The following is a 16,258-nucleotide window of genomic DNA, read 5'->3' on the forward strand; positions in this document are numbered from 1 at the left end:
AGCTCAGACCGCAACCGAACTATCCACCCGAAGGAGGTGATCGGATTGTCTGACGTCGTCGACACTGACGTGGCCCCGTTCTGCCACGGCCAGAACCACTCTGGCAGCGTTCCGATCCCGACCCTCGGCGTAGCCGCAGTCCGGGCACCGGAAGTATCTCTCGTGCAGGCCGAGTCGCTTGGTTCTCGCGAAACACCGACTGCACGTCATGCTCGTGTACGCGGGCCGGATCATCACCACCTTGCGCCCGGCCCGCACGGCACGCTCGATCAGTGCACCCTTGGCCGCACCGATCGCGGCATCAGCGGCCTTGCGCGCCATCGTCGACTTCGCCAAAAACGCCGGCTGAAAATCCTCGACGGCGATCAGATCATGCCGGTCGACAACATGTTTGGCCCACACCCGCGAGTCGTGCACAGTTCGCCGGGCAGCTTTCTTGGCCAGCCGGGCAGCCTGCCGTTTGGCATCGGCATAACCCCGCGAGGGCGGACGGCCGTTGCGGTGGCGTCGCGCCATCCTGCGCTGCGCCTTCGCCAATTCAGCGGTGCATCGCTTGCGGTGACCAAGATACGGAAGGTCGAACGCGGGATCGGAGGTCGTCGCAGTGGTGGCCACACCCCAATCGATCCCGATACCGCCCAGCCCGGGTGGAGAGGCCACGATATCCCGGCGCGCGACAAAGGAGGCATACCAATGCCCCAGACTGTCCCGGTTGACACGCACCGATGTCGGCTCGCACGGCAACTCTCGCGACCACACCACCGGAATCACGACGCCCTTCGGCAGCATCAAACGGCCCTCACGGATCGAGAATCCACGCCGGGTGTACTCCAGCGACGGCAGAGACCTCTTGCCGGACTTCACCTTCGGACGACCACGCCCGGCCACCGTAAAGGACTGCTCCAGCGACCGCGCATAATCACGCAACATCTGCTGCTGCGCGACCTGCGAACCCTCCCGCAGCCACAGCATCGACGCGCGCGCTCGGGTCAGCAGCTTCCCGAGCTTGGCGAACGTCGGCTTCTGTCCAGACCTCTGCTGGTGGACCGCCTCATTCCACAACCAACGGCACCGCCCCCACTCGGCCAGCAGCACCTTCTCGGCGGTGCGGCCGGGCCGGAGCCGGAATGTATACCGCACCACCTCATCCATTCGAACATACTATCGAAAGAAGCTGGCGTGCGCCACAACCGACCTGTCCGCCGTTTCCTTGCCGCCGTGAACGACGGAGTATCCAAGCCGGATCCCCGATGAGCCCCGATATCTGGAATCCGACCTGGGTGGACCCGTTCGTCCCGACGGTCGGCGCGAACGACGAGTACGCCGAGTTGATCGAGGCGCTGCGCGCCGCGCAGGAGGCGGTCACCCGCAGTAAACCGACTCCGGCTGCCGCCGCGGCGGCAGCGGCGCGGTTGCGTGAGATCGCCGCGGCCGTAGCCGAATTCGAGGTGGACGAGGATGAGCAGATCGCGGGAAAGCGCTGGGAATCGGCCGGACACGGGCAGGCGCTGATACCGCCGATCCATCTGGACCGGATCACCGACACCACCGCGATCGGACGGGTGCGAATCGGGCGTTTCCACTCGGGGCGTTACGCGATGAACGGCGGTGTGGCGCCGCTGATCTTCGACGAGATCCTGGCCCGGTTGGCCAATCATCACCGGCCGTGGGCTCGCACGGCCCGCCTGGAGGTCTCCTTCCGCGCGCCCGCGCCGCTGGACACCGAGCTGACGGTGACCGCGCGGCTGGTCGGGCAGCAGGGCCGCAAACGGATCATGTACGGCAGCCTGCATCACGGCGACGTTCTGCTGACCGAGGCCGAGGGGTTGTGGATCGAGCTGAAACCCGAACAGACACACAATATTTCGAAGGAACTGAAAGAGGTCGCCGGATGAGTGGATTCTCCCTGCTGCACGGCGTCCGCGTGCTCGAGGTCGCGCAGCTGGCACCGGCCTCGCTCGGCGGGCACCTGGCCGATCTGGGCGCGGAGGTGATCAAGGTCGAGTCCGGCCCACTCGGTGATCCGGTGCGCGTGGGTGGTGCCCGCGCGGTCGGCGATCCGGACGGGCCGGCGTTCATGCACCTGCGGTGGAATCGCGGAAAGCGTTCGGTCGCACTGGATCTGCGTTCGGCCGAGGGCAAGCAGGCATTCCTGGATCTGGCGCGATCCTGCGACGCGGTCATCGAGGGGATGCGCGGCGGGTATCTGGATTGGCTCGGCATCGGATTCGACCGGCTGCGGGAGGTGAACCCGAAAATCGTGCTGTGCACCGTGTCCGGGATGGGGACCGAGGGCCCGTATCGCAGTCTGGGTACGGGCGGACCGGTCTTCGACGGGTACGCCGGTCTGCGTGAGGTCGAGACTCCCGATGAGCCGCCGGTCACCGGAATCGCCGGTTCGACCAGTCCGCCGATCGCGATGTACGCCCTGGGCGCGTACGGGGCGATGGGGTTGCTGGCGGCACTGCATCGTGCGAACGCCACCGGCACCGGTAGCCGCGTGGAGGTCTCCGGGATCGATGTGGCCGCGGCATGGATGCCGGATCTGGTCGACGCGGAATTGAACCGGGATCGATCGATCCCGCGCCCGACGTGGCTGCCGGACGGACGGTTGCCGGACTGGCCGCGGCTCGAGGCGTATCGGACCAAGGACGGCAAGGCCGTGCTGTTCGGCTCGCACGTGGAGAAGTTCTGGCGCAACTTCCTGGTCGCAATCGGCCGGGAGGATCTGGTGGCGATCGACCTGACCACCGCCGACGAGGGCGCGCCGGAGCGTGCCGAGCATGTGTGGCGTGAGCTGCGGGAGATCTTCGCCCAGCGCACTCGCGCGGAATGGGTGGAGTTGTTCCTCGCCCACGGTATCGCCGGTGGGCCGGTCAACACCGTGGCCGAGATGCTCGACGACCCGCATTTCCAGGCCAGGGACAACACCTATCGCGTCGACTACGCCGGGGTGGGGGAGCTGGAATTCGTGGTCAGTCCGGTGCGGGTGGCCGGGGAGAGATTCGCTCCCGCGCTGCCGCCGCGGGCCGGAGCCGATACCGCGCGGGTGTTGCGGGAGGTGGCCGGCTACGACGACGCGCGCATCGCGGCGGCAGCCGATCGCCACCTGTATGCGAAGGATGCGGAAACGACCGGCTGAACCGCATATGCGGAAATTGACACTCACACGAAATCCATTGTGTGAGTGTCAGTTTCATGCCAACATCCCGATTGTATCGGGGGCTTGCCGGGGTATTGCACAAGAAATCTAAAGCTGTTAGTTTTACCGACACGCAGTGAGGGCGGTCACATCCGCCGGTGCTCGCGGCCGAGCAGTCGGCGAACGAGGAGGTACTCGAATGAATCTCGCGGATCTGACGCGTTATTGGGGTAAGACCCGCCCCCATCAGCAGGCGATCGTCTTCGGCGACCACGCCGAGACGTGGGCCGAACTCGATGCGGTGACCGATGCCCTCGCCCGTGGCCTGGTGGCGCGTGGCGTCGGCAAGGGCGACCGCGTCGCGGTCATGATGCTCAATCGGCCCGAGTTGGCGCACGTCATCCTGGCCACGCTCAAGATCGGCGCCATCAGCGTGCCGCTCAATTTCCGGCTCACGGCAAGGGAATTGGCGCCGATGGTGGTGGATTCCGCGCCACGCGTGGTGATCATCGAGGACGAATTCGCCTCGCTGCTCGAGGTCGCCGCCGAGCAGATCCCGCTCGATATCTTCGCGATCGGCGGCAGCGCGCATCGCTCGTACGACACGCTGAGTGATCCCGGCGTCGCGCCCCGAGTGGACATCGCCGGTGACGACGCCGCGTTCATCTGCTACACCTCCGGCACCACGGGCGTGCAGAAGGGCGCGGTGGTCACCCACCGCAGCGCGATGGCTCCGGGCATCGCGCAGACGGTCAGTCACGGCTTCAGTGCGCGCGACCGCGTGCTGTGTGCGGCGCCGCTGGTGTACACCGGCTCGGTGCTGTCGATCTTCATGCAACTGGTGGTGGTGCCCGGGGCGACGATGGTGCTGTTGCGCGAATACGATCCGCAGATCGCCCTGGACACCCTCGAACGCGAACAGATCACCGCGACCACGGTGGTGCCGGTGATCTGGGAACGGATGACCACGCTGCCCGACTTCGGCGCACGCAAACTCGCGAAGTTCACCTTCGCCGGAACCGGCGGTGCACCGGTCGGTGTGGATCTCGTGGATTTCTATTGCGCACGCGGCATTCCGCTCACGCAGGTGTACGGGCTGACCGAGGCCTCGGGCATGGTCTCGACGCTGAACTACGAGGATGCCTCCACCCGCCCCGGCTACGCCGGACTCGCGCTGGTGGGAACGCAGGTCACGATCGGCGACCCGAACGTGGACACCCCGCCCGGGGAGGTCGGCGAAATTCTCGTCCGCGGTGAGCACGTGATGCGCGAGTACTGGCGCAAACCCGAGGCCACCGCCGCGACACTGGTCGATGGCTGGTTGCGCACCGGCGATCTCGGGCTGCAGGACGAGGGCGGATTCCTCAAGATCGTCGACCGCAGCAAGGACATGCTGATCTCCGGCGGCCTCAATGTCTATCCTGCCGAGATCGAGCGGGTGTTGCACGTCATCGAGGGCGTCGCGGACCTCGCGGTGATCGGTGTGAAGGACGACCGGTGGGGTGAGGTGCCCATGGTCGTGTTCCACAGCCACCGTCCGGCCGCCGAGGTGGTGGCCGAGATCGAGGCTCTCGCCGGAGCGAACCTCGCGAAGTTCAAACGCCCCAAACACGCTGTGGCGCTGGGGGAGCCGCTGCCGCGGACCTTCTCCGGCAAGATGGCCAAACCGGTATTGCGTCAGCGGTTTCCGCAAGCGCCGTCCGATGCGATCGCGGTGCGCGGGACTGCGGCGACCGCCTAGCGCAGACGCACGGCATCGACGTTCGGCGCAGGAACGACAGAAATGGAGCCCGAGTAATGAAGGACGGAATGGCATTGCCTGAACGGAAGCGGCTGCGGCGGTGACGGATTCGACGACGGAAGCGCCTGCGCGCGTCGCGGTGGTCACCGGCGGCGGGCGGGGGATCGGAGCGGCGATCGCACACCGCCTGGCCGCCGACGGATTCGCCGTGGCGGTCAACTATTCCGCGAGCGAGGGCCCGGCGAGGCAGGTGGCCGAGGAGATCGCCGCCTCGGGTGGCAGCGCTACCGCAATCCACGCCGACGTCTCCGACCCCACACAGGCCGCACACTTGATCGAACAGGCCACCGCCGAATTCGGCGCACCGACCGTGCTGGTCAACAATGCCGGGATGAACCTGTTCGGTTCGGCTCGGCAGCTCTCGCCCCGGGACTGGGATCGGGTGATCGGCTTGAACCTCAGCGGCGCCTTCTACTGTACTCATGCGGCTCTGCCTGCGATGTACGAAAAGGGTTGGGGCAGGGTTATTTTCGTCAGCAGTCCGTCCGGCGGGCGACGGCCCTCGCCGGGGATGAGCGCCTACGCCGCGGCCAAGGCGGGACTGGCCGGGATGACTCGCGCGATGGCGCAGGAACTCGCCCGGCGCGGTGTGACGGTCAACGCGGTCATGCCCGGTTTCGTCGAGACCGACATCATCGCCTCGGGCGGATCGGATGCGGCGCGGACCCTGGCTGAACACTGGCCGCGCATACCGGCCGAATCCATTGCGGCCACAGTGTCTTTCCTGGTCAGCGATGCGGGTCGGCACGTCTCCGGTGAGGAGGTCGGCGTCTGGCTGGGCGGGCCGGTCGGCATCTGACCCGCCGGGCGCGAGGGTGTCGCGAATCGCGGCCACCCCGCGCCCGGCGCGTGCGGATCAGCCCGAATGCCCGCCGACAGCCTCGGCCTCGGCGCGGTAGTTCGCGGGCCAGCCCTTGCCGAGCGTCAGTCCACCGTCCACGACGATGTTCTGACCGGTGACGAACGAGGCCGCGTCGGAGACGAGATAGGCGATGGCCTCCGCGATGTCCGTGCCCTCGCCCGCTCGCGGGATGGGCTGGAAGGTGCGCAGTCCGCGGCGGACCCCGTCGATGCTCGCATCGAGTGCATCGCCTTCGAGTCCCGCGCCGTGGCCCTGGATCCGGGTGGCGACTCCGCCCGGTGTCACGGCGTTCACGCGGACGCCGTGCGGTGCGAGTTCCCTTGCGGCACTGCGGGTCAGCTGCAGAATCGCGGCTTTGGCCGCGCCATAGGGGTGCGGGCCGAATCCGGTGCGTAACGCCGCCACCGAGGAGACGTTGACGATGGCGCCGAATCCCTGCTCGCGCATCACGCGCGCGGCGTGCTTTGTACCCAGGAACGCGCTGCGCGCCAGCACCGCGAACGTCGCGTCCCACTCCTCGAGCGTGATGTCCTGCAGGTACGTCCACGCCCCGACCCGTCCGGCGTTGTTCACCACGGCATCCACCCGGCCGAACCGCTCGATCGCGGTGTCGATCGCGGCGGCGATGTCCTGCTCCCGGGTCACGTCGACATGCAGATACTCGCCTCGACCGCCGAGGCTCTCGGCCACTGCCGTACCCCGGACGTCGTCGATATCGGTGACCACCACCCGGCTCCCGCGCCGGCCCAGCAGCTCGCCGGTCGCGGCTCCGATCCCACTCGCGCCACCGGTCACCACGACGACTCCGCCGTTCCGTTCCATCATCTGTGCAAGCCTTTCGATTTCGCCTCTACCTTGAGTAATTTATCTAAAGGTATTAGCTTTATAGTTCGACGGTACCGCCTGTGGTGTGACCGTCGCCGACGATTCGAGGAAGTCCGACACATGTCCGATGTGATCCAGACCGAGCGTCCCCGCCCCGGCATCCTGCTGATCCGGATGAACCGACCGGAGGCGCTCAATGCGATGAACGCCGAACTCATCGAGGCGCTGCACGGCGTGCTGGCGCAGGTGCGCCACGACGCGGAGGTCCGGGCGATCGTCCTGACCGGTAACGGTCGCGCCTTCTGCGCCGGACTCGATCTGCGCGGCTACGGCACACCGCCCGGCGCGGCCGAAGGGGAGGGTCGGGCGCAGGCGGGATTGCGCGTGCAACAGCACATCGCCGGACTGGTCGAGGCGTTTCGCGGTGTGCGTGCCCCGGTGATCGCGGTGATCAACGGCGCCGCGGCCGGCGGCGGTATGGCGCTGGCGCTGATGGCCGACATCCGGATCATCGCCGCCGATGCCGCGCTGCACGCCTCGTTCATCAATCGCGGGCTGTCCAATTGCGATATCGGAGTCAGCTGGCTGCTGCCCCGGATGATCGGATTCGCCAGGGCCGCACAGATTCTGCTCACCGGACGATCGGTCCCCGCACAGGAGGCCGAGCGGATCGGCCTGGTGTCCTCGATCGAGCCCGCCGACCGGCTGCTCGACGTCGCGCTCGACACGGCGGAGGCGATCGCCCGCAACAGCCCGTTCGGGGTCTGGATGACCAAGGAGGTGATGTGGTCCAACCTCGAGGTGCCGAGCCTGCGCGCGGCGATCGACCTGGAGAACCGGACCCAGATCCTGGCCGCCACGACCCGCGACCATCGCGAGGCGGTGCACTCCTTCCTCGACAAGCGCCCGCCCGTCTACCGGAATCACTGACAGGACGACAGCTTTGACGACAGCAATGAACGACGGGAGGCCGCGGTGAAGGTCGGCGTGATGGCCGGATACTGGGGTTCACACCCGCCCCGGCGCATGGAGCAGACCATCGCCGAGGCCGAGGCGCTCGGGGTGGACAGCTTCTGGACCGCGGAATCCTACGGCTCGGACGCGCTCACTCCGCTGGCCTGGTGGGGTGCGCGGACCAGCCGGATCGCGCTGGGAACCTCGGTGTGCCAGATCTCCGCGCGCACCCCCACGGCGTTGGCGATGGCCGCCCAGACCATCGATCACCTCAGCGGCGGACGGCTGATCCTGGGCATCGGCGCCTCGGGCCCGCAGGTGGTCGAGGGCTGGTACGGACAGCCCTATCCGCGCCCGCTGGAACGCACCCGCGAATACGTCGCGGTGATGCGCGCGGTGTGGGCGCGCGCGGAGCCGGTGACGTTCGAGGGCAAGCACTTTCAGCTGCCCTACGGTGGCGGAACCGGTCTGGGTAAGCCGCTCAAGTCCATCGTGCATCCGCTGCGGTCCGACATCCCGGTCTACCTCGGCGCGGAAGGGCCGAAGAACGTCGCGCTCGCCGCGGAGATCGCCGACGGCTGGACGCCGCTGTGGTTCTCGCCGAAGACCGACGAGTTCTACCGCGCCGCGCTCGCCGAGGGTTTCGCCCGCGAGGGTGCTCGCCGCACCGCCGCGGACTTCGAGGTGGCCAATGTGTGCTGGCTGTCCGAGGACGAGGATCTCGAGCGTGCGGCGGCGCGGCTCAAGCCGGTGGTGGCCCTGTACGCGGGCGGTATGGGGGCCAAGGGGGCTAATTTCCACAACGATGTGTTCGTGCGGATGGGCTGGGGTCAGGAATGCGCCGAGATTCAGCGGCTCTATCTGGCCGGACGCGCCGATCTGGCCGCCCAGGCCGTTCCCACGGCGATGGTGGAGGACGTCGCGCTCGTCGGGCCCGTCGACAAGATCTGTGAGGAGATCGTGAAACGTTGGAAGCCAACAGTTCTGACCACACTCATCCTCGGCGGCTGGCCGCGTCCGGAATCGCGGGAGCGGATCCTCGAGGCGGTGCGGTCGTGAGCCTGGATCCCCGGACACCGGTACTGGTCGGCGGCGGCCAGCTCAACGAGCGCGAAGGTGCGCGCGAACCGGCCGCGCTGATCGCCGACGCCGCCGCGCGAGCCGCCGCCGAGGCGGGCAGTACACGACTACTCGAACTCGTCGATTCGGTGCGGATCGTCGGGCTGCTGTCGTGGCGGTATCGCGATCCCGGTGCGCTGGTCGGCGCGTGGATCGGCGCTACGCCCAGGCACACCGGCTACACCGGCAGCGGTGGCAGCACACCGCAGGTACTGGTCAATCAGGCTGCGGAGGATATCGCGGCGGGACGTTGCGATGTCGTGCTGATCGGCGGGGCCGAATCCTGGCGGACGCGAACGACGTTGCGCGCGAAGGGAGTACGCCCGCACTGGACGGTTCAGGACGAGTCGGTTCCCGCCGCCCCGATGCTGGTTCCGGAGGTCCCGATGCGATCGGAGACCGAACGTCGCGCGGGGCTGGACCGACCCGCCTACATCTATCCGCTGTTCGAGCAGGCGCTGCGCCTGTCGGCGGGGCGGTCGATGGACAAGCATCGGGAGGTGATCGGGGAGCTGTGGTCCCGGTTCAGCGAGGTCGCCGCCGCCAATCCGTACGCCTGGACTCAACGCGCCTACACCGGCAGCGAGATCATCACCCCGGGTGAGCGCAACCGGTGGGTCGCGTCGCCCTACACCAAACTGCTGAACTCCAACAATATGGTCGAGCAGGGCGCGGCGGTGTTGCTGTGTTCGGTGGAAGTGGCTCGGCGACTGGGGATTCCACGGGAGAACTGGGTGTTCCCGCAGGCGGGTACCGAGGCGCACGACACCTACGACATCGCCGAACGCGCCGCCCTGGATCGCTCGCCCGCGATCCGGCACGCGAGTGCGCGGGCGCTGGAGCTGGCCGGGATCGGTCTCGACGACATCGCCCACATCGACGTCTACTCGTGCTTTCCCTCCGCGGTCCAGGTTGCCGCGCACGAAATCGGCCTTCCCACAGACGATCCCGCGTGCCCACTGACGGTGACCGGCGGTCTGACCTTCGCCGGTGGGCCGTGGAACAACTACAGCACCCACGCGATCGCGACGCTGGCCACCCGATTGCGGCAGTCGCCGGGCAGCTACGGACTGCTCACCGCCAACGGCGGCTACCTGACCAAACATGCCTTCGGGGTGTATCACACCGAGCCACCTCCGGCGGGCTTCCGCCGCGTCGACGTGCAGGACAGCGTCGACCGGGAACCCACCGTCCGGGCGCATCCGGACTACGAGGGTGCGGCGTTGTCGGAATCGTGGACGGTCGTCTACTCCCGATCGGGAGAAGCCGAACTCGGATTCCTGTCCGCCCGGACGCCCGACGGCGGACGCACGCTGGCCTCGACCCGTGAACCCGGCGCTCTGGCGCGTCTGGCGAACACGGAGACCGCCGAGGAGCCGGTGCGGGTCGGTGCCGACGGCGAGTTCCGATTCGCCGACGACTAGCCGGTGCGGCCTTGCATCGCGGTCGACGATTGACCCGATAAACCTAAAGGCTTAAGGTAAAAATATCGGTGACGCCCTGCGTCACCAGGGAAGCGAGGAGAACTCGAATGCCTGATCAAGACTTTCGCGAACTGTACGAGCGGCACGTCGGCACCGTCGCCGACGGCAATTTCAAAGCCGCCCTGGCCGATATGGTGCAGGAGAACATCCCTGCGGTGTTCGAGGGTGTGACCGTCCCGCGCGGAGTGGTCAACAGCTTCCGGATCCAGGACGTGCGCGCCGAGGACGACAAGCAGATCGGCGAGACCGTCTACGACACCCCCGACGGCGTGATCGGCCTGCGCTCGATCTGGGAACTGCGCGACGGTGTCTGGAAAGCCGCTGCGCTGGAGAACTTTCCGGTGTCCGGAGCATCGGCATGAGCGAGACGCCGACACTCGATCTGCCGTGGGGGCCCGCGGCGGACGGCCTGGACCGGCCCTACTGGGAGGGGCTGGCCGAAGGTGAACTGCGACTGCAACATTGCGGTCACTGCGGTGCGTGGATCTGGGGCCCGCAGTGGATCTGCGCGACCTGTCATACCTTCGACCCGGGCTGGGAGACGGTCGAGGCGGCCGGCACCGTGTACAGCTGGGCCCGCAGCCACTATCCCTTCATCACCGAACTCGCCGACCGGGTGCCGTACGTGACCGTCCTGGTGGAACTGCCGGGAGCCGGAAACCGAAGGGTGCTGGGCCTTCTGGTCGACGACGTGCCCGAGAACGTGCGGATCGGCGACCAGGTCGTCGGCCACATCGAGCTCGACCCCGGAGCGACGTGGCCCCTGCTGCGGTGGCGCCGCGCCGACACCGAAGGAGCGCGAGCATGAGCGGAACGACGTTGCGCGGCGCGGCCGCGGTGGTGGGTGCGGCCGAATTGCACTACAAGCGAGGCGGCGCGCCGCACGGCGAGCTGCGAATGACGTTGGAGGCCATCGTCTCCGCGTGCGCCGACGCCGGAGTCTCACCCAGCGAACTGGACGGGTTCGTCTCCTACGCGGGCGGCGGGCACGACGGCGCGATCCTGGGCGGCGCACTCGGCGTCCGGGATGTGCGGTGGTCGAACATGATGTGGGGTGGCGGGGGCGGCGCCGTGGCGGCCGCGATCAACAACGCCGCCGTCGCGATCGCCACCGGGCAGGCCGAGACCGTCGTGGTCTACCGGTCGATGGCCCAGGAGGACACCGGTCGGCTCGGCTACGCGAAGTATTTCTACGGCCCGCACTACCTCGCACACGGCGTGGGCTCCCCGGCCCAGGTCTGCGCGCTGCGCACGCAGCGACTGCTCGAACACGACGGGGTGCCCCGCGAGGCGATGCGAGCGCTGGTCCTCGCCGCTTACCGGCACGCGCAGAACAACCCGACCGCCGCTGGATACGGCAAGCCGCTGGACGAGGCGACCTACGAGTCCTCCCGGATGATCACCGAGCCGTTCCACCTGTTCGACTGCTCGCGCGAGAGCGACGGTGCGGTCGCGCTCGTGCTCGTCTCGGGTGAGCGCGCCCGCGCCATGCGACCGGACGCGGCGTACGTGCTCGCCGGTGCGCAGGGCGCGCCGGGCGGATATTCCTCGATCATCGACAACGACGAGCTCTACACCAGCGCCGGATTCGCCGGTCGCCCCGGACGAGCGGGTGTCGCGGACCGGATGTGGGCCGCGGCCGGACTGACCCACGACGACGTCGATGTGGTCCAGGTGTACGAGAACTTCAGTGGCCCCGCCGTTTCCGCGCTGATCGATCACGGATTCGCGCCCGCGGGCCCGGCCGCCGGAGACATTCTCACCGTCGACAACCTGACCGCCGGAATCGGGAAGCTACCGGTCAACACCAGTGGCGGCAATATCGCCGACTCCTTCGTCAACGGTATGGGACTGGCCGTGGAAGCGGTGCGTCAGATCCGCGGCACATCCACCAATCCTGTTCCGGGCGCGCGGGTTTCGCTGTTCATCGGTGGGCCGATGGCCCCGCTGGTCAGCTCCACCCTGTTCGGGCACGAAGACACCCTCTGAGGACCGCTATGGACACCACATACGATCGCCCCTCCCTGTTCATCGACGGGGAGTGGGTCGCACCGAGCACAGCGGCCGCGGTCGAGGTCATCGAAGCCGCCACCGAAAAGGTGCTCGGCACAGCGGCACTGGCCGATCCGGCCGATATCGACGCGGCGGTCGCGGCGGCGCGTCGGGCGCTGGCGGATTGGCGTGCCCTGGACGCCGACGAGCGGGCCGACCATCTCGATCGTTTCGCGGCGGCGCTGAAATCGCGCGCCAAGCAGACCGCAGCGCTGGCCAGTCGTGAGAACGGCATGCCGATCACGACATCGATCAACGTCAACGGGTACGCACCCGCGTTGATGATCGAGTACTACGCCCGGCTGATTCGCGGTGCGGCGCGAGAGGATGTGCGACCCAGTGCATTCGGGGGCCGCACGGTCGTGCGCCGTGAACCGGTCGGGGTGGTCGCGGCCATCACGCCGTGGAACTACCCGCAGTCGCTCGCGGCGATGAAACTCGCGCCCGCGCTCGCCGCCGGATGCACCGTCGTGCTCAAGCCCGCTCCCGAAACCGCCTTGGATGCCTATGCTTTCGCCGAGGCGGCTATCGAGGCCGGACTGCCCGCGGGCGTGCTGAACATCGTGCCCGCCGATCGGGCGGGCGGCGCGTACCTGGTCGAACATCCCGGTGTGGACAAGGTGGCGTTCACCGGCTCCACCCCGGCGGGCCGGGCCATCGGTGAGGTGTGCGGGCGGCTGTTGCGTCCGGTGACGCTCGAACTCGGTGGGAAATCGGCGTCCATCGTGACCGCCGACGCCGATCTCGAACAGTTCGCGGCGAAGCTGCTCGAGGTGTCGCTGGTGAACAACGGCCAGACCTGTCACGCCGGGACCCGGATCCTGGCGCCGCGCTCGCGGTATGCCGAGGTGGTGGGCGTGGTCACCGAAACGGTGCGTGCGCTGCGGATCGGTGATCCGCTGGATCGGGCCACCCAGATCGGACCGCTGGTGAGCGTGGCGCAACGCGACCGGGTGCTCGGCTACGTCGATGCCGGGCGCGCGGACGGTTACCGGGTCACCACCGGCGGCGGCGTTCCCGCAGGCCAGCCGGTGGGCTGGTTCGTGGAGCCGACGGTATTCGAGGGTGTGGACAATTCCGCGCGCATCGCCCAGGAAGAGATCTTCGGACCGGTTCTGACGATCACACCGTTCGACACCGAGCAGGAGGCGATCGCCATCGCCAACGACTCCCACTACGGCTTGGGCGGCACGGTGTGGACCACCGACGAGGAACGGGGTCTGGCCATCGCCGATCGCATCGACAGCGGCACCTTCGGCGTCAACCACTATCTGCTGGATCTGGACGCCCCGTTCGGCGGGGTCAAGTTCTCCGGTCTGGGACGTGAGCTCGGACCGGAGGGGATCGCGTCGTACTACCGCACCAAATCGGTGTATTTCGGCACCCGCTGAATCGCCGGACCACCGATCGAACGGAGCCAACGATGACACTTCCGCTGGTCGGCACCCGCGTGCTGGACCTCACCGACGGTCTCGGCGAATCCTGCGGCCGCTATCTGGCCGACCTCGGGGCCGAGGTGATCCGCGTCGAACCGCCCGGCGGCTCGCGCAGTCGGTCGGCGGAGCCCACGGCCGCGGGGACCAGTATCGCGTTCGCGCTGCGCAACGCCAACAAGTTCGGCATCACCGTGGATCTGGCCAGTGCGGCGGGGGCCGAGCGTTTCCGCGAACTGGCCCGCAGCGCCGATGTCGTCGTCGAGTCGTCCCCGCCGGGACGGCTCGCGGAACGGGGTGTGGGTCCGGCCGAGATACGCGCTGCCGCACCGGGTTTGGTATGGACATCGATCACCGGTTTCGGGCAGAGCGGCCCATACCGGGACTGGGTGGCCACCGAACCGGTGCTGTACGCGCTCTCGGGTGTGCTGTCCCGCTCGGGCGCACCCGGCATCGAGCCGCTGTTGCCCCCGGCGGGGCTGGTGGAGGAAACCGTCGGCGCGCACGCGGTGTGGGCGACCCTGTTGGCGTACCTGCGCCGACTGGAAACCGGACGCGGTGAGACCGTGGACGTTTCGGCCTTCGAGGCGATCGTGCACGGCTTCGATCCCGGTTTCGGCACGCAGGGCTCCGCGGCGGCCGGACGTTCCGAGGACTTCCCGCGCGGGCGGCCCGATGCGGCCGATTTCTATCCCGTCTTCGCCTGTAAGGACGGGCACGTGCGAATCTGCCTGCTGGCCAAGCGGCAGTGGCGGGGGATGTTCGAATGGCTCGGCGCGCCGGCCGAATTCGCCGATCCGAAATACGACACGATTCCGGCGCGGTTCGCCGCCGCCGGTTCGCTGCACCCGCTGATCGGCGAACTGTTCGCCACCCGCACCCAGGCCGAGCTGGTCGAGGAGGGTGCCCGCCGCGGCGTTCCGGTCGGCGGGGTACACACCCTGGCCGAGGTCCTGACCACATCGCATTTCGAGGACTCGGGCGCACTCGTGCAGACCGAGATCGCACCGGGCACATACGCGAAGGCGCCCTCCGGGTACGTCGGCATCGGCGGCGTGCGCGCCGGGATCCGCACGCGCGCACCGCAACCCGGCGAGCACGACGACATCGTGACCCCCGATCATCCCGTAGTCGACACCGGTACCGGGGATCCCTCGGCGGCTCCGCTGGCTGGACTTCGGGTGCTGGATCTGGGGGTGATCGTCTTCGGTGCGGAGCTCAGCAGGCAGTTCGCCGATTATGGCGCCGATGTGATCAAGATCGAGAACGCGAACTTCCCGGACGGCCTGCGCCAGTCCAAACGCGGTGCGGCCCTGGCTGCCTCGGTGGCGTGGGGACACCGCAACAAACGGAGCCTGGGCGTGGACCTGCGGCGGCCGGAAGGGGCTGCCTTGTTCCGCAGGCTGGTCGCCGAGGCGGATGTGGTGCTGGCGAACTTCAAGCCTGGCACCTTGGCCGCGATGGGCCTGTCCTACGAATCTCTGTCGGCGCTGAATCCACGCATCGTGGTATCGGAATCCAGTGCCTTCGGTGCGACCGGCGGGTGGCGTACCAGGCTGGGATACGGTCCCCTGGTGCGCGCCTCGTGCGGGGTGTCGGCCCTGTGGCGCTACCCGGACAACGCCGAACTGTTGTGTGACGGACAAACCGTCTACCCCGACCACATCGCCGCGCACATAACTGCCAGCGCGGTCCTGGCCGCGTTGATCGCCCGCCGCCGCAGCGGTCGAGGCACCGATATTCAAGTGGCCCAGGCAGATACCGCGCTCGTCCAACTGGGCACCCAACTGGTCGCTGAAGCGCTCGCGCCGGGATCGGTTGTAGCGTCCGGCAATTCGGATCCCTACTGTGCTCCTAGCGGCGTCTACGCCTGCGACGGTGACGACGAATGGTGTGTGGTGACCGTCGGCGACGACGCGCAGTGGCGGAGCCTGTGCGAGGTCCTGGGTCGCCCGGACCTCGTGAACGACGAACGCTTCTGCACTGTGACGCAACGGATTCGGCACCGCGCCGAGGTGGACGCCGTGGTGTCGGAATGGACTCGGGCGCGTGGTCCGCAGGAGGCAGCCGCCACCCTACAGGCCGCAGGTGTCCCCGCGGGCCCGATGCTGCGGCTGCCACAGTTGCTCACCGACCCGCACCTGACTGCTCGTGAAACCTACACGCTGGTCCAGCACGACCTGCTGACCACGGATCTGCCCGCGACAGCCCGCGCCGCACGATTCGAGGAGATCGCCGACCCTGCCACGCGGCCCGCGCCGCTGCCGGGTCAGCACACCCGCGAGATCTGCGCCGATCTGCTGGGCATGTCCGGTGGGCAGATCGACGCACTGGTTCGCGACGGCGTCCTGCAACCGTCGGCCGACGATCCCGCACTGGTCGCGGCGTCGTCGGAAAACCTACGGTAGATAGTTTCCTATCGGGACCCTAGGGCCGCTTCGGATATTGGAAAGACTGTAGGTTTACCTCCTCATGTCCGCAGTTGGACAGCTATTTCCTACATGATTTCTAGCTCCGAAACGATATAAATGACAAAATCTGTCAGTTGTTGACCGAGAGGTTTTCGGGCGCTACGGTGATGTGACG

Annotated in this window: 14 protein-coding genes; 12 read left to right on the top strand and 2 right to left on the bottom strand. The window is 67.9% G+C overall.

The window, feature by feature from the left end; all coding sequences use genetic code 11:
• Positions 1 to 3: 3 nt before the first annotated feature.
• Positions 4 to 1,152, bottom strand: coding sequence for an RNA-guided endonuclease InsQ/TnpB family protein (locus ON40_RS07040; protein WP_040819799.1), 1,149 nt, complete (start codon positions 1,150 to 1,152; stop codon positions 4 to 6).
• Positions 1,153 to 1,250: 98 nt separating this feature from the next.
• Here ON40_RS07040 and ON40_RS07045 point away from each other — a divergent pair, with 98 nt between their 5' ends.
• The 4 genes from ON40_RS07045 to ON40_RS07060 all read left to right on the top strand — a co-directional run bounded on the left by ON40_RS07045 (position 1,251) and on the right by ON40_RS07060 (position 5,742).
• Positions 1,251 to 1,895, top strand: coding sequence for a PaaI family thioesterase (locus ON40_RS07045; RefSeq protein WP_040819800.1), 645 nt, complete (start codon positions 1,251 to 1,253; stop codon positions 1,893 to 1,895).
• Positions 1,892 to 3,142 carry a CaiB/BaiF CoA transferase family protein gene (locus tag ON40_RS07050; protein ID WP_040819801.1) on the top strand — a complete coding sequence of 417 codons (1,251 nt, stop codon included), beginning with the start codon at positions 1,892 to 1,894 and terminating at the stop codon, positions 3,140 to 3,142. The genes ON40_RS07045 and ON40_RS07050 overlap by 4 nt, the downstream gene beginning before the upstream one ends.
• 199 nt (positions 3,143 to 3,341) lie before the next feature.
• Positions 3,342 to 4,883, top strand: coding sequence for a class I adenylate-forming enzyme family protein (locus tag ON40_RS07055; RefSeq protein ID WP_040819802.1), 1,542 nt, complete (start codon positions 3,342 to 3,344; stop codon positions 4,881 to 4,883).
• A 100-nt stretch (positions 4,884 to 4,983) separates the two neighbouring features.
• The gene (locus tag ON40_RS07060; protein WP_040819803.1) at positions 4,984 to 5,742 is read left to right on the top strand and encodes an SDR family oxidoreductase; all 759 of its coding nucleotides are present in this window, start codon (positions 4,984 to 4,986) and stop codon (positions 5,740 to 5,742) included.
• A 57-nt stretch (positions 5,743 to 5,799) separates the two neighbouring features.
• On the opposite strand, the gene ON40_RS07065 is transcribed toward ON40_RS07060, so the two are convergent.
• Positions 5,800 to 6,630 carry a glucose 1-dehydrogenase gene (locus ON40_RS07065; RefSeq protein WP_040819805.1) on the bottom strand — a complete coding sequence of 277 codons (831 nt, stop codon included), beginning with the start codon at positions 6,628 to 6,630 and terminating at the stop codon, positions 5,800 to 5,802.
• 120 nt (positions 6,631 to 6,750) lie between these two features.
• On the opposite strand from ON40_RS07065, the gene ON40_RS07070 reads away from it, so the two are divergent.
• From ON40_RS07070 to ON40_RS07105, 8 genes are all read left to right on the top strand, one after another.
• Complete coding sequence (locus ON40_RS07070) at positions 6,751 to 7,560, top strand: enoyl-CoA hydratase/isomerase family protein (RefSeq protein WP_040819806.1); 810 nt, start codon at positions 6,751 to 6,753, stop codon at positions 7,558 to 7,560.
• 45 nt (positions 7,561 to 7,605) lie between these two features.
• Complete coding sequence (locus ON40_RS07075; protein ID WP_040819807.1) at positions 7,606 to 8,643, top strand: LLM class F420-dependent oxidoreductase; 1,038 nt, start codon at positions 7,606 to 7,608, stop codon at positions 8,641 to 8,643.
• Positions 8,640 to 10,127, top strand: a complete 1,488-nt coding sequence (locus tag ON40_RS07080; RefSeq protein WP_040819808.1) for an acetyl-CoA acetyltransferase — start codon at positions 8,640 to 8,642, stop codon at positions 10,125 to 10,127. The genes ON40_RS07075 and ON40_RS07080 overlap by 4 nt, the downstream gene beginning before the upstream one ends.
• Positions 10,128 to 10,234: 107 nt before the next feature.
• Positions 10,235 to 10,549 carry a hypothetical protein gene (locus ON40_RS07085; protein ID WP_040819810.1) on the top strand — a complete coding sequence of 105 codons (315 nt, stop codon included), beginning with the start codon at positions 10,235 to 10,237 and terminating at the stop codon, positions 10,547 to 10,549.
• Positions 10,546 to 10,995, top strand: coding sequence for a Zn-ribbon domain-containing OB-fold protein (locus ON40_RS07090; RefSeq protein ID WP_040819812.1), 450 nt, complete (start codon positions 10,546 to 10,548; stop codon positions 10,993 to 10,995). The genes ON40_RS07085 and ON40_RS07090 overlap by 4 nt, the downstream gene beginning before the upstream one ends.
• Positions 10,992 to 12,176 carry a thiolase C-terminal domain-containing protein gene (locus ON40_RS07095; protein WP_040819813.1) on the top strand — a complete coding sequence of 395 codons (1,185 nt, stop codon included), beginning with the start codon at positions 10,992 to 10,994 and terminating at the stop codon, positions 12,174 to 12,176. Before ON40_RS07090 ends, ON40_RS07095 begins: the two co-directional genes overlap by 4 nt.
• An 8-nt stretch (positions 12,177 to 12,184) precedes the next feature.
• Positions 12,185 to 13,630: an aldehyde dehydrogenase gene (locus ON40_RS07100; RefSeq protein WP_040819814.1), complete on the top strand. Its 1,446-nt coding sequence runs from the start codon at positions 12,185 to 12,187 to the stop codon at positions 13,628 to 13,630.
• Positions 13,631 to 13,662: 32 nt separating this feature from the next.
• Complete coding sequence (locus ON40_RS07105) at positions 13,663 to 16,080, top strand: CaiB/BaiF CoA transferase family protein (protein ID WP_040819815.1); 2,418 nt, start codon at positions 13,663 to 13,665, stop codon at positions 16,078 to 16,080.
• Positions 16,081 to 16,258: the final 178 nt, after the last annotated feature.

Source organism: Nocardia jiangxiensis NBRC 101359, assembly GCF_000308615.1.
Lineage (GTDB): Bacteria > Actinomycetota > Actinomycetes > Mycobacteriales > Mycobacteriaceae > Nocardia > Nocardia jiangxiensis.